17 protein-coding genes and 1 pseudogene are annotated in these 21,892 nt (G+C 42.3%); 14 read left to right on the top strand and 4 right to left on the bottom strand.

The features are described 5' to 3' along the window. Positions 1-49: 49 nt before the first annotated feature. The 4 genes and pseudogenes from pgeF to hpt form a co-directional block, all read right to left on the bottom strand. Positions 50-868 carry a peptidoglycan editing factor PgeF gene (gene pgeF / locus BN35_RS02905; RefSeq protein WP_234396671.1) on the bottom strand — a complete coding sequence of 273 codons (819 nt, stop codon included), beginning with the start codon at positions 866-868 and terminating at the stop codon, positions 50-52. Then, positions 849-2,015, bottom strand: a complete 1,167-nt coding sequence (gene obgE, locus BN35_RS02900; RefSeq protein ID WP_025071943.1) for a GTPase ObgE — start codon at positions 2,013-2,015, stop codon at positions 849-851. The genes pgeF and obgE overlap by 20 nt, the downstream gene beginning before the upstream one ends. A gap of 99 nt (positions 2,016-2,114) precedes the next feature. Beyond that, entirely contained in the window at positions 2,115-2,687 is a 573-nt protein-coding gene (locus BN35_RS02895; RefSeq protein WP_025071942.1) for an adenylate kinase, read from the bottom strand. Beyond that, a pseudogene (gene hpt / locus BN35_RS02890) lies at positions 2,684-3,223 on the bottom strand (hypoxanthine phosphoribosyltransferase). Before hpt ends, BN35_RS02895 begins: the two are co-directional and overlap by 4 nt. Positions 3,224-3,713: 490 nt before the next feature. Here hpt and BN35_RS02885 point away from each other — a divergent pair. The 14 genes from BN35_RS02885 to BN35_RS13915 all read left to right on the top strand — a co-directional run. Continuing rightward, entirely contained in the window at positions 3,714-5,237 is a 1,524-nt protein-coding gene (locus BN35_RS02885; protein ID WP_025071941.1) for a bifunctional ADP-dependent NAD(P)H-hydrate dehydratase/NAD(P)H-hydrate epimerase, read from the top strand. Between the two features lie 38 nt (positions 5,238-5,275). Continuing rightward, positions 5,276-6,322: a DUF4831 family protein gene (locus BN35_RS02880; RefSeq protein WP_025071940.1), complete on the top strand. Its 1,047-nt coding sequence runs from the start codon at positions 5,276-5,278 to the stop codon at positions 6,320-6,322. 126 nt (positions 6,323-6,448) lie between these two features. Further along, the gene (locus BN35_RS02875) at positions 6,449-7,459 is read left to right on the top strand and encodes a class II fructose-bisphosphate aldolase (protein WP_025071939.1); all 1,011 of its coding nucleotides are present in this window, start codon (positions 6,449-6,451) and stop codon (positions 7,457-7,459) included. 242 nt (positions 7,460-7,701) lie between these two features. Then, positions 7,702-8,874 carry a DNA-binding transcriptional regulator gene (locus BN35_RS02870; RefSeq protein ID WP_025071938.1) on the top strand — a complete coding sequence of 391 codons (1,173 nt, stop codon included), beginning with the start codon at positions 7,702-7,704 and terminating at the stop codon, positions 8,872-8,874. 935 nt (positions 8,875-9,809) lie between these two features. Beyond that, entirely contained in the window at positions 9,810-12,995 is a 3,186-nt protein-coding gene (locus BN35_RS02865; protein ID WP_028900944.1) for a SusC/RagA family TonB-linked outer membrane protein, read from the top strand. Positions 12,996-13,021: 26 nt separating this feature from the next. Then, positions 13,022-14,659, top strand: coding sequence for a RagB/SusD family nutrient uptake outer membrane protein (locus BN35_RS02860; RefSeq protein WP_025071937.1), 1,638 nt, complete (start codon positions 13,022-13,024; stop codon positions 14,657-14,659). A gap of 105 nt (positions 14,660-14,764) precedes the next feature. Beyond that, positions 14,765-15,892, top strand: coding sequence for an alkaline phosphatase (locus tag BN35_RS02855; protein WP_025071936.1), 1,128 nt, complete (start codon positions 14,765-14,767; stop codon positions 15,890-15,892). Between the two features lie 145 nt (positions 15,893-16,037). Then, positions 16,038-17,651: an MGH1-like glycoside hydrolase domain-containing protein gene (locus BN35_RS02850; RefSeq protein ID WP_036893275.1), complete on the top strand. Its 1,614-nt coding sequence runs from the start codon at positions 16,038-16,040 to the stop codon at positions 17,649-17,651. A 38-nt stretch (positions 17,652-17,689) separates the two neighbouring features. Next, the gene (locus tag BN35_RS02845) at positions 17,690-18,517 is read left to right on the top strand and encodes an ROK family protein (RefSeq protein ID WP_234396670.1); all 828 of its coding nucleotides are present in this window, start codon (positions 17,690-17,692) and stop codon (positions 18,515-18,517) included. Between the two features lie 30 nt (positions 18,518-18,547). Beyond that, entirely contained in the window at positions 18,548-19,999 is a 1,452-nt protein-coding gene (locus BN35_RS02840; protein ID WP_028900943.1) for a metallophosphoesterase, read from the top strand. Beyond that, positions 20,000-20,545 carry a transposase gene (locus BN35_RS12745; RefSeq protein WP_081411424.1) on the top strand — a complete coding sequence of 182 codons (546 nt, stop codon included), beginning with the start codon at positions 20,000-20,002 and terminating at the stop codon, positions 20,543-20,545. Between the two features lie 46 nt (positions 20,546-20,591). After that, positions 20,592-20,771: a hypothetical protein gene (locus BN35_RS12740; RefSeq protein WP_145992919.1), complete on the top strand. Its 180-nt coding sequence runs from the start codon at positions 20,592-20,594 to the stop codon at positions 20,769-20,771. Positions 20,772-20,801: 30 nt separating this feature from the next. Further along, positions 20,802-21,260, top strand: coding sequence for a transposase (locus tag BN35_RS12735; RefSeq protein WP_025071932.1), 459 nt, complete (start codon positions 20,802-20,804; stop codon positions 21,258-21,260). Positions 21,261-21,619: 359 nt separating this feature from the next. Then, positions 21,620-21,892 (top strand): hypothetical protein (locus BN35_RS13915; RefSeq protein ID WP_036909051.1); only part of this gene is annotated, 273 nt, incomplete at its 3' end.

The raw sequence follows: 21,892 nt of genomic DNA, 5'->3' as shown, positions 1-21,892 counted from the left end.
AGAGACATAGACAGATGTTATCGTATTTCGGAATCACCTTTCTTTATGCTCATTCATTTAACAGAATACCATTGTAAATTCGCCCAGACGCCACTCCCAGCCGTCTTGCAGAAAAATATTGGTCTATCTGGTCGTACGTACAAATGTCTGTCTGCAAAATATGGTGCGCCTTTACCCCCTCCTCTATGAGTTGCAGACGATTGCATTCAGGCAAATCGAGGTGCCACTTCGTCTTCTTCACACTGATAGACGAAAGGGGAAAACCTGCTTTTGCAAATCTTTCAAACACTTCATCACCAACCTCAAAATTCTTTAAGGATATTCCGGGTCCTATACAAGCATACACATCAGCTGCCGAGGTGTCATAAACCTGCCGCATCATGGAAAAAGTGTGCTGCACAATTCGCTGCACGGTGCCTCGCCAACCAGCATGAATGGCAGCAATAGCATGTTGCTTCGTATCATATAAAAGCACAGGAATGCAATCGGCAGTAGACACACCAATGCAAACTTGTGGTACAGAAGTGATGAGCGCATCCACACCTTCTAACAATAAATGCTGCGTAGATGGTGACAAAGAAAAGAAATCCTTTTCGATAACCCTTGTCTTGACACCGTGAACTTGATGTGGCAACAAAAGACGGTCGGCACTTAACTGGAGTTCGGCACAAAGAGCTGCTCGATTAGACTGTATGGCTTTCGGTTCATCTCCACTATAAGGATTGATGTTAAACGAACTGTAACAACCCTTACTGACGCCTCCGCTCCGTGTGGTAGAAAAAACTTTAACTTGCTTATGCAATGGAAAATAAGAGAGCTGAGGTGTGGGCAAATCTGTTTGCTGCGCATCAGACATCTTCGTACTCATAATCTTCCAAGTCTTCGATGTCTTGATTGTCATTGTCGTCTATTGGAGTTATTTCCTCCACCTCACCTTCGGCAATGAGTTCCGAAGCCATTTTATCCATCTCTTTGTCCCGATGAATCAAATTGTCTTCTGCAATAATTCCCTGCAGTTTATTACTCTCGCTATTAAGTTCTTTCCACAAAACATCCTTCAGTTCATCCAATCCCTGACCTGTCACAGCAGAAATAAACACAACGGGCAAATCAGTAGGAAGAGTGTCGTGCAGCATTTCGATCAGTTCTTGGTCTAACAAGTCACATTTTGTCACTGCTAAGACACGGTGTTTGTCCATCATATCAGGGTTGAAGGTACGCAGTTCATTGAGCAATATTTCATACTCCTTCTTAATATCATCAGTATCACCAGGTACCATAAACAGTAACAAGGAGTTGCGCTCAATATGTCTCAAAAAACGCAAGCCTAATCCCTTCCCCTCACTCGCACCTTCTATGATGCCTGGAATATCTGCCATGACAAACGAATGATGATCACGATATTCCACAATGCCCAAAGATGGTTCAAGGGTAGTAAACGGATAATTGGCTATCTTAGGCCGTGCACTCGACAAAGAGGAAACCAAGGTAGACTTACCTGCATTGGGAAAACCAACCAATCCCACATCTGCCAGCAATTTAAGTTCTAAGATAACGGTCATCTCTTGCATGGGCTCGCCAGGCTGTGCATAGCGTGGAGCCTGATTGGTGGCTGTCCTAAACTGGAAATTTCCAAGTCCTCCTCGCCCACCTTTCAACAATAATACCTCCTGTCCATGCTCGGTCACATCGCAAATAAACTTACCATTTTCGGCATTATACACCACCGTACCACAAGGGACATCAATATATATATCCTTTCCATCAGTACCATGACACTTGTCTTTACCTCCATTTCCACCATGTTCAGCAAAGATATGTCGGTCGTACCGTAGATGTAGAAGCGTCCAGTAATTGTGGTTACCACGAAGATAGATACTTCCTCCCTTACCTCCGTCACCACCATCGGGGCCGCCATTGTAGTTGTATTTGACATGACGAAGGTGCATAGACCCTCTACCGCCTTTTCCCGAACGACAATAAATCTTTACGTAATCAACAAAATTAGACTCCATGAAAACATGATTAAGGGTAAGACAACAAAACATGAAATATGACTATCCTTCAAATTCCTCAGTTCTTTGAACTTGAATGATAGTCATATTAAAAGTTAATTATAAAGCTTCAACGACAGCACAAATATCTGCTGTGATTCTATCCAACTCGCCCAAGCCGTCAATGTGGTGATGTATCGCTTCTTGCTTGTACCATTCTATGAGCGGAGCTGTTTGTGCATGATAAACGCCTAAACGCTTTTTAATCGTTTCTTCATTATCATCACTGCGACCACTCTGTTGCCCACGCAACAATAATCGCTTCATCAATTCATCTTCTGGCACATCCAGTTCTATCATAGCAGCTACATGATGCCCACGTTTTGCCAACATTTCTTTCAATGCCTCAGCTTGTGGAATCGTTCGGGGAAATCCATCGAAGATAACTCCCTTATGATTTTTACCAAAGCTATCATAAACGCTGGCGAGGATATCAATCATCAATTCATCAGGAATCAGCTGGCCCTTGTCAATAAATCCCTTGGCTGTATTTCCCAAATCCGTACCATTCTTGATTTCGCTACGCAACACATCTCCAGTAGAAATATGTTCCAAACCAAATTTTTCAATGAGCTTATCGCTCTGTGTGCCCTTTCCTGAACCAGGAGCACCAAAGATTACTATATTTTTCATTCTTCTACTATTGTATAAATATCTCGTAAATTTCTTCCTAACTGGTCATAGTCCAAACCATACCCCACAATAAAATCATTAGGTATCTCCATAGCTACGTACTTAATATTAAGTGGTACTTTGAGTTTACCTGGCTTCAACAACAAAGTTCAAATATCTAACGAGGCAGGACTACGTGTACCCAATTTTTCTATCATACGCTTCATCGTAGCACCAGTGTCTACAATATCCTCCACAATAATGACTGCACGATTTGTAATATCTTCATTAAGACCTATCACCTCTTTGATTTCACCCGTGGAAGCAATACCTTGGTAAGAAGCCAGCTTCACAAAAGAAATCTCACATGGTATGGTGATATAGCGCATCAAATCGGCTGCAAAGATGAAAGATCCATTTAACACCGCCAGCAAAAGCGGATTTTTTCCTTCAAAATCGCGGCTAATTTGGTTGGCAACCTCTTTTACACGGCGTAACAAGTCGGCCTCTGGAATGAACGTCTTAAACGTCTTATCTTTAATCGTAACTTCACTCATGGATGGTATGATTTATATTTAGAAAGCACAAAGTTACTAAAAATATCATGAAGTTGCGAAGCTCATAGGCATTAATTAGTATAATTTAAAATCTATCTATAGTCTACAAAATATTGATTTCCATACCCTTTTGACACACTCAAAATCTTTTGTCAAACAGCAAGCATAGAGAGAGATTCGATCTTCCTATCTACCCCCTCTTCAGTAAGAATAGCCATCAACATTTTTAACCCAAAGAATTACCCGCTTGAAATAATGGATGAAGGGACTTATCTTTTTGCCATTAATGCTTTTAACCAATAGGATAGAGAAACAGAGACCCTTTTTCTTGTTTACCCTCTATTGCAAACGGTGTAAATGTTGTGCTGGGTTTCCCAATATGAGGATTTCCATAACAAGAAAAATGATAAAGGGCATTTTTTGTAGAAATTAACTAAAAATAGGAAATACCAAGTACACCTATTTATATTAATTTTGTATTTTTGCAGTAATGAAGATATTAACAAGTGCTCAAATTCAAGAGCTTGACGATTATACCATTGCGCACGAGTCCATTAAAAGCATTGATTTGATGGAGCGTTCGGCACAGGCATTGAGCCGCGCCATCATGAATAGCTGGACGACAACATCGCCCATGGTAGTCTTTGCTGGTCCTGGAAACAATGGGGGTGACGCATTGGCTGTAGCTCGGATATTGGCAGAGAACGGATATTCCATTGATGTTTATTTGTTTAATATTAGTAACAAACTATCCGAGAATTGTGCTATCAACAGGGATCGATTGAAAAATCACCCAAAAATTACCCATTTCACGGAAGTTACGCTCAATTTTGAACCTCCTGCTTTGGAAGCCGATACCGTTGTCATTGACGGATTGTTTGGAGCAGGACTTAACAAACCACTCACAGGAGGCTTTGCATCACTGGTAAAATATATCAACCAATCGCCTTGCAAGGTGGTAAGCATTGACATGCCTTCAGGACTCTTACCCGAAAACAATGCTTTTAATGTTCGGACAAATATCGTGAAAGCGGATGTAACGTTCACACTTCAGCACAAAAAGTTGTCCATGATGATGGCGGACATGCAACCCTATATTGGACAAGTAAAAGTGTTGGACATCCAACTTTCAGAAGCTTTTACCCAGCAAATAGATGCCAAATACAACATTGTGGAAGAACATGAAGTGGTTGAAAAGTTGCTAACACGTTCTGAATTTGTACACAAAGGCGACATGGGGCATGCACTATTAGTGGCTGGCAGTTACGGTATGGCAGGTGCTGCAACACTCGCCACTCAAGCTTGTCTGCGAGTAGGCATTGGAAAAGTGACCACTCACATTCCTAAGCATCTTCTTAATATCCTCCAAATTTCAGTTCCAGAAGCCATTGTGAGTGTAGACCCTGAAAAAGAATACTTCACCGAACCCGTAGACACAGACCCTTTTGATGCCTTAGGTATAGGTTCTGGATTGGGACAACACGAGAACTCCGCCATCGCCATGATTGCACAAGTAAGGCGTGCACAGTGTCCTATTGTTGTTGATGCCGATGCTCTGAACATGTTAGGTACGCATCGAGCATGGATGCAGCAATTGCCCAAGAACATTATTCTTACCCCTCATCCCAAAGAGTTTGACCGACTGATTGGAAATACAAGTGCTGACAGTTACGAAAGACTCGCAAAAGCCTGCGAATTGGCAGGACGGTTGCACGGATTCGTGCTGCTAAAAGGGCATTATACCGCACTGTGCCAGCCTAATGGGAAAGTGTTCTTTAACTCAACTGGCAATGGAGGCATGGCAACTGCTGGCTGTGGAGATGTCTTAACGGGCATTATCACAGGACTATTGGCACGCGGATACCGTCATGCTGACGCATGCATCGTAGGTATGTATCTTCACGGATTAGCGGGCGATTTGGCAGCACAAGAAATGGGAAAAGAGAGTATGATTGCGGGCGATATTATTCGCTGGTTACCACAGGCATTCAAGAAATTACAGGCATTGCATTGAGGTTTGACACACATCCCTCATGAAACATGATTTGAAATATGAAAAAAACATTTTTATCCACCTTATTTTTAGCATTGAATATCATTGCGCTTTGGGCACAAATTCCTACAGAAGGCGTAACCTACTTCCTACCCAAAACAGCTTTGCGTTTTTCCGTTCTGGTAGAGAAAACAACATTTACACCTGGAAAGTACGCACGCTTTTCAGAAAGATACCTCAAAACACCTGTGAAAGATACGCCCACCACGACCTACAGAATTGTTGGTACTAAAATGAATACCTATGCCGTACCCGACTCTTCGAAGCAGTTTACTGCAACGATTGATAAGAAGCATAGCATCATCAGCGTGAGCAGAGACCAAAATGGAGTCATCATGGCGGTGAACAGTGAGCCAATGCCTGTGGAGAAAGTCACATCTTTTCAGTCAGCACCCAAACCAGTAGCTATTGACCCAGCTAAATACATGACCGCTGAAATATTGGCTGCTGGCAGCAATGCCAAGACGGCAGAACTCATTGCACAAGAGATATACGATATCAGAGACAGCAAAAATCAACTCTCAAGGGGCGAGGCAGACTTCATGCCCAAAGATGGCGAACAACTAAGAATCATGCTGGACAACCTCAATACGCAAGAAAAAGCCATGTTGCAGTTTTTCCAAGGCACCACAATTACCGACACTCTCGAAACTATTGTGGACTATGTCCCTGTCAAAGGAACCGAACACGACTTGCTGTTCCGCTTTTCCAAGCATTTGGGAATGGTGGACAAAGACGATTTGGGAGGTACACCTTATTATTTAAGTATCAAAGATGAAGAAATCATCCCCGTACTTTCGCTGCCCGATGAAAATGCAAAAAAAGACAAGAACAATGTGGGTATCAATGTGAACTTGCCAGGAAAAATCAATATCACACTGTCGAAAGAGGAACAGCCCTTGTCATCTTTCGACACCTACGCTGCACAATTCGGTCGCATAGAGAACATTAGCGGAAGACTATGGGGGAAGAAATTCACCACACATTTGGTTCTAAACCCAGTAACTGGCAATGTAGAAAATATCAAAATAGAAGCCTTAGACTAAATCAACAGTGAAAGACGAGTTAAACATTAAAAAATGTTGTATCACTTGGGTATAACAAATTAAAATGTTAACTTTGCAATAACTATCAAAGGTATTAGTAAACCAACTTTATAAAAATAAAAAAATATGGTAGATTACAAATCATTAGGCCTCGTAAACACACGCGAGATGTTTAAGAGAGCCATCAATGGCGGTTACGCTATTCCAGCTTTCAACTTTAATAACATGGAACAGTTGCAAGCTATTATCAAGGCTTCTTCTGACCAAAAGTCTCCTGTTATCTTACAGGTATCTAAGGGCGCACGTCAATATGCCAACCAAACATTGCTTCGCTACATGGCACAAGGTGCTGTAGAGTACGCCAAAGAATTAGGTTGCAAACATCCTGAAATCGCCCTCCACTTGGATCACGGTGATTCTTTCGAGACCTGCAAAAGCTGCGTTGACTATGGTTTCTCTTCTGTGATGATTGATGGTTCATCACTTCCTTACGAGGAGAACATTGCATTGACCAAGAAAGTCGTAGAATACGCTCATCAGTTTGATGTCACCGTAGAAGGCGAACTTGGCGTTTTGGCAGGTGTAGAAGATGACGTAGTAGCAGAAGAATCTCATTACACCAAGCCTGAAGAGGTTATCGACTTTGTTAGTCGTACAGGCGTTGACTCGCTGGCTATCTCTATTGGTACCTCACACGGTGCATACAAGTTTAAGCCAGAGCAGTGTACACGTGACACGAAGACAGGCTTGTTGGTACCACCTCCTTTGGCTTTCGACGTATTGGACGAAATTATGGAGAAACTTCCTGGATTCCCAATCGTACTTCACGGTTCTTCTTCTGTACCACAGGAGTATGTGAAGATTATCAACGAAAATGGCGGAAAACTGCCTGATGCCGTTGGTATCCCAGAGGAGCAGTTGCGCAAAGCTGCGAAGAGTGCCGTTTGCAAGATTAACATTGACTCAGACTCTCGTCTTGCTTTCACCGCTGCCGTACGTAAGGTACTTAACGAAAAGCCAGGAGAATTTGATCCACGCAAATACTGTGGACCAGCTCGCGACTTGATGACAGAGCTTTACACACACAAGATTGTGAATGTTTTAGGCTCTAATAACAAGTTAGCTCAACTCGACTAATTGTCATTAGAGATGAAAGGATGACCTTCCATTGTGAGCATTGTCAAGCATGGAATCGTCTTTTCATTAGGTAGTACGATAGCACTTACCTCTATTGAGTTAAATACATCGTACAGCATTAGATAAAAGCGGGATCAACTTTGTTTGATACCCGCTTTCTTTTCAAATCCATGTAAGCACTCTACTATAAAAGAGGAAATATATTACCATAATACGAATGATGATTTGATAGTATTCTAAATATGGTACGTCTTATTTTTCTATCCGATTTTACAGAAGCCTACGCCCACCATTTACTGCAGGGAATTCTAACCTATGCCAAACAAAAAGACCAAGAAGCATGGGTTGTTTGTCGCATGCCCCCCTCGTATAAAGAAACCTATGGCATCAAAGGCGTTGTTGAATGGGCAAAGAAATGGGAAGCAAATGCTATTATCGGACGCTTCAACCATGATGACGACATCGATTTGTTCCCCAGAAATGGAATCATTGCTATAGCTCAAGACTTTAAGCGAAGATTTAATAACATTCCAAATATCACCAGCAACTATCACGATACAGGAAAGTTGGCTGCCCAGTTTTTTATAGAAAAAGGCTACAAGCATTTTGCATTTTACGGTTACAAAGATACAGTATGGTCTGACGAACGATGTGAAGGATTCTACGAAGGCATTAAAGAAGCTGGATACAGCAAAAACTTTTATACGTATACCAATCAACAATTAGAAACGCTTTGGTATTACGACACTACCCCATTATTAAATTGGTTAAACCAACTCCCACAACAAACAGCTGTCTTTTGCTGTGACGACAACCAGGGAAATAAAATCACTGAAATTTGTAAAAGCAACAGCATCCAAATTCCAGAACATCTTGCCGTATTAGGAGTAGACAATGATACGACCCTTTGCGAACTGTCCGACCCTCCCCTCTCAAGTATTCATTTAGATATTGAAGCTGGTGGTTATGAAACTGCAGAACTCATCATGAATCTCATAAAACAAAAGGATTTCCAGCCACAGGATGTAATCATCAAGGCTATCTCCATCATCAATAGAGCATCAACCAACAGCTTTGCAACCAATGACATGTACATCAATGAAGCGTTGGAATTTATTCACAGCAACTTAGATAAAGCCCTGAATGTAACCGACTTGGTTAAAAAGCTGCCGCTATCAAGAAGATTGCTCGAGATGAGATTTAAGAAGGTGACAGGAAGATCGGTTTATAATTATATCATCTATAACAGAATAGAAGAGTTTGCGCGAAAAATTCATGAAACAGACAAACCCATCAATGAAATCGCCACAGAGATGGAGTTTTACAACTACAGTAACTTGGTACAACAATTTAAGCAAATCAAAGGTTGTACACCTACTGAATTTCGCAAAAGAAACAAAGCATACGACTTGTAACAAGTTACATTTCATTGCATAAACACTCATGACGGACTATTATTTGCACAACTATTGCACAACGAACAACACAAAAAAAAGACAAAAACATAGTTTGTTCAGAGGTGTAGGATTGTTGTACTTTCAGTAAAGACATACACAACACTTTGTCCTTTTATTTTACCAAAAAACGGTCATTGAAAATCTTCAAAATAGAAAATTTTAATAGGCAAATCATGAACAAAAGTACGCTGATTTGAACAAAAAAAACGTTTTTTCAAGTTAAAACATTGACCTTACGCTCTTGGAAACACTCTTTAAGGGTGTTATTCACATGCTTCAGCAATATTAAAGCATGCAAATTGGAGGCTTATCTCAATGCTTTAGTCGCAAAGAAAAGGTAAAAATGGGAATGAAAAGAGGTGTCGCAAGCATAATATCCTTAACATCAACGAATTATGAACCTCGCTCATTTTTCGCGTATTTGCGACCAACTTTGACGTTGGTTGTTTTCACGCGAGTTATGAGAGGCACTTTGTAAAGAAAATTCAGCATCTATTACCCTCCTTTACAGCGTGCCACCAATGTTACATATACTGCCTTTTGGAGGCTTTTCATTGTAAAAATATCATCCTTCAATGAATGAATCGTACGCTATTTGACGTATTTGCGCATTTTCAATATTAAAATACGCAAATACGTATCTATGCTCAATAAAAAAGTATTAAATTTGTAATATTGAACCAAAGGTCTTAAAATCTAATAAGAAGTTTTCAATAATAAAAGAGAAATACAAGCAACTCATTTATTACGAATAGATTACAAAACTATGAAAAGAACAAGAACCGTATCTATTTTTACCCACTTATGCTAAAAATATAAGCTACGCTAATTATCTTTGCATGGCAAAAAGAGAAATCTAAATCAATTATACTATCACTATTAATTTCAACTGCATGAAGAAGTTTATTTTTTCAGTAGGCAACAAAAACAAGCTGTTCAAAGTCACCGCTTTAACAGCCTTGACATTGTGTGTGCCTGCAATGGCATCTGCATATAATGCAAATGCAAACAAGGTAGAGATGAGTCAGCAGAAAGCTGACCACATTACAGGTACCGTAACCGATACTAATGGAGAACCAGTTATTGGTGCTACCATTAAAATTGTAGGTAGTAGCAACGGTACTGTCACAGACGTAAATGGTAAATTTACACTCAGCGTTGCAAGAAATGCTGAACTGCAGATTTCATCTATTGGGTATGTTACTAAAAAAGTAACAGTAGTTAGCAATAACTTAAATGTTGTTTTGGCAGAAGATCGTGCCTCCCTTGATGAGGTGGTTGTATTAGGCTACGGTGCTGGTCAACGCAAACAAGACCTTTCTGCCTCTGTAGGTGTGATTAATAATGCGGATAAACTATCCGTTCGTCCAGTCAGCTCTACGGAGGGTATGCTGCAAGGTCAGTTAGCAGGTGTTACTATTACAGCCAATGGAGGTGACCCTACTTCTGCACCAAACATTGTCATTCGCGGACAAGGCTCCATGAATGGCGACAATGTGCTGTGGGTTGTAGACGGCATCCCAGGCGCTCCTATTCCTTCTATGAATGACATAGAGTCAATTGTTGTACTGAAAGATGCTGCATCAGCAGCCATCTATGGTGCACAATCGGGAGCTGGAGGCTGTGTGTTGGTAACAACCAAGAAAGCCAAAGAAGGAAAAGTGAGCTTGAGTTATGACGGTTTATATGGTTTCAGACAAGCTACCAACCTGCCCAAAGCACTCACTGCAGAAGAGCAAATCAAGCTGGCTAATATCTCGTATAAGGCAGCAGGACTGGATACTCCTATTGGCTGGGATACAAAAGTGAATCCTTATATCGCCACCAATCGTACAGACTGGATGGACGAAGTATTTAGAAATGCTTTCTACCAAAGACACAACGTGGTTATCAACACAGGTACCTCCTCGGCAAGAAGTCGGTTGAGTTATGCCTATGACGGTGATGACGGTGTATTGATTGGCACATTCAACAAGAGACACACCATACATTATAACGGTCAGTTCGACATTAACAAATGGATAACCATTACAGAGGATTTCACTTGGCGCAACTCGCAAATGCGCGGAGCCAACACTGCAAACCCAGAAGGTGGTGTCATTATGAACGCATTACACATGCCTTCGAGTGCCAGTGTTTACAATCCAGACGGAACCTATGGCGGCGTTTCAGAGCCTGGTAACGGTTACACCGACATCCATGGTGATGCCATCAACCCAGTGCGCATACTATGTGCCAGCAATGCTTATGACAAAACGAGTGATATGTGGTCAACCACCTCACTACAGCTCCATGACATTGTTCCAGGATTGAAGTTTACCAGTAGATTTTCATTCAACATTGAAAACAACTTCCACAAGGAGTTCAACCCTATGCGTCCTGAATCTGGAAAGCCACAACTCTTTAACGAGATGAACGAATCGGCTTACAGATATAAAAAATGGATGACAGAAAATACACTGACTTACGATAATTCCTTTGGGAAACACAACCTGGGGCTTTTGTTATCTACAACAGCTAACAAGTTGGTACAACGAGGTGTTAGTGTGTATGCACGTGGTTTCTCGGACGAAACTCCTGCTCTTCAATATTTGGCATACGCTGGAACAACTACACCAGACGACTATCTCATTGGTCCAGATGCCAACGTAGCTTGCATTGCACGTGCTTCTTACTCATACGACGATCGCTATTTCCTAACGGCATCATGGCGTAGAGACTACGCAGGTCGTCTGCCTAAGGATAATAACTATGGCGACTTCCCTGCTTTTACAGGTGCATGGAAAATCTCAAATGAAAGCTGGTTCGCTAAAAATAAAAATCTAAACTTACTGAAACTTCGTGCTTCTTGGGGACGTGTTGGTAATCTTGGCTCCATTGGCTATGGTTACAAAGCTGCCCAACTGTCATCATCCGTATGGTCAGAAGGTGCACAGTATGGCGTTACAAGTAACACCTTATGGGGAACCCTCATATATAATGGTACAGCATTGAATCCATCGTTGACTTGGGAAACATCCGAGCAGTGGGATTTAGGTTTGGATGCAACCATGTTCAATAACAGACTATCTTTAGGATTTGACTATTTCAACAAGCGCACCTACAATCTTATACAACAACAATCTGTAGGTTGGCCCTCGACAATTGGACTTGATGCCATGCTTGTTAACTTAGGAGAAGTTAAGAACGAAGGTGTGGAAGTGCAAGCTGCATGGAACGATCAAGTGAATAAAGATTTCTCTTATTATATCAATGGTAACTTTGCATGGCTGAAAAACCGTGTTACCGACACTGGTACTTATGATGAGAAAGGTAATCCAGGCATCTGGGTAGGTGACGTTTACGGACATAATGACTTCAAAAACCTGACGAATCTTTTCCAGACAACACAAGGACGAGCTCTTAACTCGTTCCACCTCATTAAGACAGACGGTATTTTCCAAAGTGATGAAGAAGCTGCAGCATACGTTGACAAAGATGGTAAACGGATACAACCCAATGCTAAGGCTGGTGATTTGAAGTTTGTTGATGCCAACAACGATGGAAAGATCGACGACAAAGACCGGCAATATTGTGGTAGTTCTATGCCAAAGACGACCTATGCACTCACAGCAGGATTTAATTGGAAAGGACTATCTGTAAGTGCTATGTTCCAAGGTGTGTCTGGCGCTCAGGCGCTCTTTGTAGGAAAGCACCTTACACTGAGCGACACAGAGGGTAACTTCAACCGCTGGAACAAGATATTGGATGCGTGGTCTCCTGAAAACAGGGGAAGCGATATTCCACGTATTTCGAAGAACGATCCTAACGGTAACTTCACTACTTCTTCAGACTGGTACTTGGAAGATGCATCCTACTTGCGCTTAAAGAACCTAACCATAGGATACGACTTTACAGACTTTATCCAGAAATGGGGACACCTGAACGATCGTAAAAGCTCGCTCTACGTATATTTCAGCGCAGAGAATGTCTTCACCATCACCAAGTATTCGGGCATGGACCCAGAGGTGGGTGGCTTTGACACGATGAAATATCCTCTGTCAAGAGTACTTTCATTAGGTGTAAAGATTACTTATTAAAACCAAACAGCTAAGAATTTATCATTATGAAAAAATATATTTCAATTATCACTGTTGTAGCTGCTGTGACTTTTACATCGTGCAGCGACTTTCTTGACGTACAGCCAGAGGGAAAGCCAACAACAGAAAACTATTTTGCCAATGACCAACAAGCCATTGATGCCATTGACATGTTGTACGGAAGGTTGCACCAAGAGAATGTTTTTGGTCGTGAATTCTTCTGGGAACAAGGCGGTGGTCAGGATGTTGTATGGGGACGCACACGAGGCTATGGCACGTTAGCAACCTTGAAATACAGCGGTGACGAAAGTCCATTAAGAGACACTTTCGAGCAATTTTATAACCAAATGGCAAGAGCCAACTGGGTCATTGTAAAGTTACTAAACAAGGAAAAACAAACCAAATTGACTCCAGTAGAGAGCCGCTCGTTAGGTGAAGCTTTGTTTGTACGTGGAATGTGCCACTTCTATATCGCATACCGCTATGGTACTGATAAACAGGGTGTGCCATTTGTACGCTACGAAAATTTTGAAAAAGGCTATGACAACAGCATTCCAAAGCAGAGTGCAACGGTCATGGACGATTACAAGATGATTATTGAAGACATGGACAAAGCCATTCAATATCTTCCTACCGTTGATCAATACGATGACAACAATAAGGGTCGTGCACACCAAGCTGCTTGTGTAGCATACAAGGCAAAAACGTACGCATATTGGGCTTGCTGGGACAAGTCACAGTGGAAACATGTTGTTGCTTGTGTAGATGAACTGGAAAATAAATATGGACGCGGTCTTGCTTCTACCTATGATGAGGTGTTTACCTCTGACATGAGCAGATTCTATGGGAAAGAATATCTATGGGGTGTGCCTGGCTATGGCGGTCAAACACCTGGTGGAATTGAATTTACAGGCGTTGTTTTGGAAAACAAAGCATGGGGTGTCTATAACGGATGGGGACAAAACAAGCCCTCATACGAGATCTACGAAGAGCTGATGAAAGACGGCAAAGACAACATACGCTTGAAACGTACTCTGTTAGAGTACAACCAAGAGTTCAAATTCTTTGGAGAAACCAGAAAATTCTTTTCTGCATCTGACGTAGAATCAGGCTTCATGTGCAACAAGTACATGCAAGCATTCGAACCAGAAGACTGTGTAGAGAAAGGAATGGTTAGTGGCAACGGTAACTGGCCCACTACTCGCATCATGTTCCCGTTAATTCGTATGGCAGAAATGTATCTGTTCCGTGCAGAAGCCAACATCATGATGGGCAACGCAGCTGCTGCCGCCAAGGATATTAATAAGGTGCGCAATCGCTCAAACCTCGCTTCACTCGACCACAATCCTACAATGATGGATATCTATCACGAACGAAGATGCGAACTTACCTTCGAGTTTTACGATGCTCTCTATGACTTAAAACGCTGGCACAAGAGCTGTCCAGAGCTCAAAGACGTTACAGCCAAAGCATTGACAAGTCAACCTCGTGTTCGTAAGTACAAGGATCGTTCTAATCCTGAATCATCCTTTGAGATTGTACCTTATGCAGATAATCAGGATAGGATTACTACTTACGACGACCACCTCATTGTGTTCCCATATCCAAGTAAGGCGATCACTGAATCGAATGGGCAATTAAAGCAAAATGAGGGATACAACTAATTCTATCCATCGTTAATATAGAAGATAGTCTATCCTTTCCACAAAAAAGGATAGACTATTTTTATAAATATTTTGTACTTTTGTAATTCTAAGAATTTATATTTAATGAAACGTCAAATTCTGCTATTAGTAGCACTATTAGTAAACACTTACTCGGGCTTGTTTGCACAAAATACCAACATGCAAACATACACCATGGGGCACCTATACAAGGTAGAAAAGCTCAAGGCTCCCAAAGGTAAGAAAGTAAAAAATGTTATCTTAATGATAGGCGACGGCATGTCGCTGATGGATGTCTATGCCGCTTGGGTGTGCAATCGAGGACGTTTATGGCTCGATAATGCACAATACATTGGACTGTCGGCTACTCATTGCACCGATAAGCTCATCACCGACTCGGGCGCAGGTGGCACAGCATTGGCAACAGGACACAAAACAAAATACCATGCCGTAGGGGTTGACCCAGAAGGGAAACCGCTTACAACAATCATAGATCTTGCAAAACGAAAAGGCAAAAATGCGGGAATTGCAGTGACATGCCGCTTGTGGGATGCCACGCCTGCCGACTTCTGCTGCCATAACATCAACAGGGACAACGAACAAGAAATCGTAGCCGACTATCCAACCAGTGGTGTTGACTTTGCTTTTGGTGGTGGAGCCAAGTATTTCACGAACAGGAAAGACGGTCGCAACATCTTCGAAGAGCTGAAAAATCAAGGCTACTACATTGCCAAGACGTGGGAGGAATTAGAAAAATGGGAAAGCGGAAAGGTATTCTGCGTGCCTTACGAGGTGGATACTCCCCTGCCTGATGAGCGTGGCGACTTGCTTGCTCGCGCTACCATGAAAGGCATCAGCTTGATGAATCAAAACAAGAACGGATTTTTCATGATGGTTGAAGGGTCACAATTAGACGACTATGGACATTTTAATCAACTGGATATGCTCATGAAAGAACTACACGACTTTGACCGTACCATCGGGGAAGTCATGAAATGGGCTGCCAAAGATGGTGAAACGTTAGTTGTCGTAACTGCTGACCATGAAACGGGAGGTCTTACTTTGCACGGGGGTGACTTAGCAACTGGACGCATTGAAGCAAAATTTGCCAGCACCGGTCACACTGGCGTTATGGTTCCCGTATACGCTTTCGGCCCCGGTGCGGAAGAATTTACTGGATTCATGGACAATACGGAAATCTTCTGGAAGATTAAAAAACTGATGCGACTATAATTGTAGCTTGCTCTATTCGTCTCAAAAGTCGGTCAATACTCGAAATTACACTTACCAGTCACACAAGATACAAGTAAAAACGACTGGTATGAACTATAAAGAAATCCTATCGCAAGATAACTTATCAAAGCTTACATCATCAATTATGCTGAAAAAACTTAATCAACTTCTTCTCTTCCTCAGTATCATGTTGCCACTGAACATGATGGCACAAAACCTAATATCGTCGGGGTCACCTCTGTACAAACTTCCTTACAAGAACACCTACATCATGGAAACGTTGGTAGCAGAGAACAGTTTTCGTACGGCTAAGGTTGAGAAGACCCAACCGGGAACCTTTGCACAAGCCAAAAAAGTGTTGCCATCTCCCTATTGGGAAGGGCACAACAAGGAAATAGAGATGTACTGGAAGGCTTGGGAGATAGGGATTAAAAACATCTGTCAGCCGTTAGATGACTCTGGATTTGTAACCAGTTATATCGCTCCAGCCTACAACGGAAACATCTTTATGTGGGACAATGCCTTTATCACAATGTTCTGTCGATATGGTAAAAACTTCTTCCCATTTCAGAAAAGCTTAGATAACTTTTATGCCAAGCAACATCCCGACGGCTTTATTTGTAGAGAGATACGTGCCGATGGTAGCGATTGTTTCGGCCGATACGACCCTACCAGCACGGGTCCCAATATTTTGCCATGGTCCGAATGGCTGTATTATACGCAGTTTGGCGATGACAATAGGCTCAACAAGGTCTTCCCTGTATTGGCGGCATACTACAAATGGTTAAAGCTAAACCGTACTTGGCGCAATGGTACTTATTGGTCGAGTGGCTGGGGAACGGGCATGGATAATATGCCACGAGTACAAGACGGATACAACACCATCTACAGTCATGGGCACATGATATGGTTAGATGCCTGCTTGCAACAAATTATGGTGGCTAAGATTTTGTTGAAAATGGGCTTCTACTTGGAACGTTGGCAAGAGATAGAAACCTTCGAAGATGACATAAAGCACCTTTCACAATACATTAACGACAACATGTGGAGCGACAAAGATGGCTTTCTCTATGACCAATACGCATACAACAGCCTTAGCACTACACAAGGTATCTATGCCTATTGGGCGCTACATACCGACGTGTTGTCCAAAGATCGGTTGGACAAGCTGGTTGCTCACTTGACCGATACCACGAAGTTTAACCGTCCGCATCGCATCCCTTCCCTCTCACGTAGTCATCCTAAATACAAAGCTAATGGGCGTTATTGGGTTGGAGGCGTATGGCCAGGCACCAATTACATGATTATCTCCGGGCTCGTAGACAAAGGATACCGGCAGTTGGCATGGGATATTACCATGAATCATTATAACAACGTACTGGAGGTGTACAAGAAGACGGGTACTTTCTTTGAGTATTATGCACCTGAAAGTAATAATCCTGGCTTCATGGCTCGCAAGGACTTTGTGGGTTGGACGGGGCTTCCTCCCATTGCCGAACTCATCGAATACATCTTTGGCATTCGAGCTAATCATGAACAAAACACCATTACCCTGGATGTTAACCTGTTAGATGCTTATGGCATTGATAAGTATCCCTATGGTCAGGATGGACTTATTTCCTTCAAAGTAGAAAAACGCAACTCCAAAGAGGAAAAGCCTAAGGTCACGATTCAAACAAACGTTCCCTTTAAAGTCATCTTACTTTGGAGTGACAAAAAAATAGAACAACAGGTTGGTATTGGTAAACATTCCCTTTAACACTTTTATTGATATAAAAACCAAGCATGTATCAAACAATGAAAACACGTATAGCCATCGACCTTGGTGGCACCAATCTTAGAGCTGCGAGAGTGAGAAATGGGCAAATTGAAGCCTCCTTGCAAGAGCCATGCCTTGCCAACGGAACTCAAAATGAAGTGTTAGAGCAAATCGCACAAATGATAACACGGCTCAATCAGTCATCAGTTGAACGCATAGGCATAGCAGTACCCTCCATTGTAGATTACAAGAAAGGCATTGTTTACCACGTACAAAACATACCTTCGTGGACAGAGGTACATCTAAAGGATATTCTTGAACAACGCTTTAACATGGAAACAAGGGTAGACAATGACGTGAATTGCTTTGTTGCTGCTGAGAATGTGCTGGGAGAGGGGCAACCTTTCAGAGATTTTGTAGGCATCACTCTTGGAACAGGTATCGGTGCTGGCATCGTTATCAACAATGAGGTGTACCGAGGAGTTCATACAGGCGCTGGCGAAATCGGCTGTATTCCTTATTTGGATAGCATCTACGAAGACTACACCAGCAGTCAGTTGTTCAACAAATGGCACACAACGGGGCAGCAAGAAGCCTTGAAAGCTGCACAAGGAGACCAAGCAGCACTCGAAAAATGGCAAGAATTAGGCTTCCATTTAGGAAAGTTATTGCAAGTAATTCTGTACGCATACAACCCTGAAGCCATCATCATCGGAGGCGGAATCTCTTTGTCACACCCTCTCTTTGAGCAATCAATGTATGAGTCAATGCACGAAAAATTCTTTTTCCCGAAAGAAGCCGAAGGCGTTCAAATCATCTTTTCTAAGCTCAAAGACAGTAATATTTTAGGCGCTGCCCAATTATAAAATTTATTCATTTATCCATTCTTACAAATAATGAAAAAGTCACTTTTCTTGTCATTGCTACTGACATTCCTAACCACCTTTAACGCATGGAGTCAACACTCATTCCGTTTCCATGACGGAAAGTTTAGGATAGCTCAATTTACAGACATTCACTGGGATGCGAAATCTGCTAATTGCAAGCAAACTTCAGCAATCATTCAGAAGGTCATACAAACTGAAAAGCCCGACATCGCCATTCTTACAGGCGACATTGTAACCGAACAACCTGCCGCAGAAGGTTGGAAATCAATCATCCAAATCTTTGAATATTCACATCTGCCCTTTGTAGTTGTAATGGGAAATCATGATGCCGAGGTGATGAGTAAAAAAGAAATATACCAACAGCTTACAGCCTCTCCCTATTACGCAGGATGTATCGGGGCAGCCAACATCACGGGGTATGGCAACTGTTCTATTCCTATTTATTCTTCAAATAAGAGCAGCGACCAACCAGCAGCCTTGATTTATTGCATTGACTCCAACGACTATCAGCCAATCAAAGAGTATGGTGCATACGATTGGATACACTTTGACCAGATACAATGGTATCGGACAGAAAGTAAGAAATATACCCAAGCCAACAGTAATAAGCCACTCCCAGCACTTGCTTTCTTCCATATACCGCTGGTAGAGTTCAAGCATGTAGTGGCTCGCAACGACTACTTGGGGGGCTATGGCGACGGTGAGGTCTGTTCATCCAATATCAATTCGGGCATGTTTGCTTCCTTCATTGACATGAAAGATGTAATGGGCGTGTTTTGTGGACACGACCACGACAACGATTTCATCGGCATGGAATACGACATTGCCTTAGGTTATGGTCGTGTGAGTGGTCTTGATGCGTATGGAAAAGTAGACCGTGGTGGTAGAATCATCGAGCTATACGAAGGTCAGCGCAAATTTGACACATGGGTACGGACAGCCAACAAGAAAGAGGACACTTTCTACTATCCGTCTGCACTTACTTCGAAAGATGAACGAACTATGAATTATCTGCCAGCAAAACCAGTCAAGCCATCTAAGCAGGGGGTAGCATACACGTATTTTGAAGGTAAGATTAAGCACACCAAAGACATTCACACTTTGAAAAAGGTAGAGAGTGGAACAATGAAAAACTTCTCTATCAGCAACGCAAAGCAAAACGATCACTTTGCTTATATCTTCCGAGCATACATCCAAATAAAAAAACGTGGCGTATATCGCTTCTACACCTATTCGGACGACGGTAGCAAGTTATTGATTGACAACCAATTGGTTGTAGACAATGATGGTGGACACAGTGCACGAAGAGCTGAAGGAAAAGTGGCGCTCGAGCCAGGCTTTCATGAAATTGAGGTTCGATACTTTGAAGACTATATGGGACAAACTTTAGACGTAGGCTATTCAGCAAAAAACGTTACAGAACAAAGCATACCGAGCGAACTCTTATATTTGCCACAGTAACTGGAAAAACTGAGCGATGAGAAAACCATCCAAGCCATTCAGGAGAACCCCTACATGCAGTACCTGCTTGGGCTTGAGAAGTTTACGGAAAAGCCGGTATTCGTTCCAGAGTTGTTCGTCCTTGTCCGCAAGCGACTCGATCATGACTTCTTCAACATGCTGACCCTGATGCTGGCGGAAACGGACGGGAGCAAGCCGAAGAAGGAACACACCGACGAGGACGGCAACGATCACGGCGGTACGATGAAGATTGACGCCACATGCTGCGACGTCGAGGTACGCTATCCAACGGATTCCAACCTGTTGGAGGACGGCAGCAGGCTGATAGACCGCCTGCTTGACAAGTTCTGCGCACGCCACAAGGTGAAGAAGCCCCGGACCCACCGCACGGAAGCCCGCCAGGCCTTCATCGGACTGATTAAGAAGAAACGCAAGGGGAAGAAACTCATTGACAAGACAAAACTAATCCAGATACGATGCCTGCAGGCAGACTTTCAGCTGTTTCTTGATTTCCCGGGCAAACAGTCAAGTACACTTCTTGCTTGATTCAGCCGCCATGACTACAGGTGTCTTCAGGCAACTTTCAAGATGTATGAACAGCAAAAATGATGTTCGAGCAGAATGTCCGCAAATGTGCGACCGCATCATCAGCATCTACCAACCTCATCTCCGTCCCATTGTCAGGGGCAAGGCGAAGACCACGGTTGAGTTCGAGGCGAATATCGGTGCCAGCATCGTGAGCGGTTACACCTATGTGGGTCATGTCAGCTGAGATGCCTATAACGAATCATCCGACCTCGGCATGCAGCTGGAACTCTACAAAAAGCGTTTTGGCATGCTGCCTAAGGAGATACAGGCCGACAAGCTCTATCTGGGGAAAGAGAATAGGAAGCACATCAAGTCCTGCCATTTCAATTGCTACAACCGTCCACTGGGCAGACCTCCAAAGGAAGAGAACGACACACACGCAGAGGATAAGAAGAGAGCCATCGGCGAGCGAAATGAGATAGAAGGCACGTTTGGAACAACCAAGAGAGTTTACCGAGCCGACGACATCCGAGCGAAACTTGACCAAACGGCTGACACTTGGACAGGAGCTTGCTTCTTCGCTAAGAACATCATGAAGTTTCTAAGGGGACTTCTTTGTCTCATTTTCGAAAAATCGGGCTTGAAGACCTTCCAAAAGAGAATTATGAGCATTTTTGACAGCATGGAGGCTGTATTACCCACACCACAAGGCTGTATGAAAGAAATAAATTAGCAGACCCTAATTAGGAAACAAACAAAAGAAATAGAATATTGGCTGCAAAAAAATCTTGAACTCAAGCCTGGTTTTGTTTATGAACTCAGGCCTATAGAACCTGGATATTATAAGAATTTTCATGGCAGTCCGGTATACATGGCACCTGATGACGTGTGGAAATATGGAGAGACAACAGTCGGAGAACAAAGGTATTCAGATGAATTTTATAAGAGAGAGAAATTAAAAATGTTTCCTATCTTCTACGGGAATACAATAGAAATTAAAATTCAGGAGAAGATTATGATATATGGCTATGTTTTCAGATATGGCCACCTCCCTCCTGGAAATAAAATTTTCAGATAAATAATAATAACATTATGGAAGTGACATTAGCACAAACATTCTCTGTTGAATTTGACAAGACGACAAAAGATAGAGAATTTACAGAATTAGATCACAAAATGATTGACTATTTTAAAAATAGGAATTATGGAGATGACGTTTGTACGTATCTGATCGGAATCACCTGTGTACATCCTAAGTATGATGCCTTCTTTCCTTTGAAAAGACCTTTGTATGTACAAGATAGAATGATATGTTTAGATTCCGCATTGGGCAAAACGCATATATATAAAACACTTACATTTAAG

This window comes from Hoylesella timonensis 4401737 = DSM 22865 = JCM 15640, assembly GCF_000455445.1.
GTDB lineage: Bacteria > Bacteroidota > Bacteroidia > Bacteroidales > Bacteroidaceae > Prevotella > Prevotella timonensis.
Note: the sequence above shows the minus strand (reverse complement) of the source record. Positions and strands in the feature narration are given on the sequence as shown.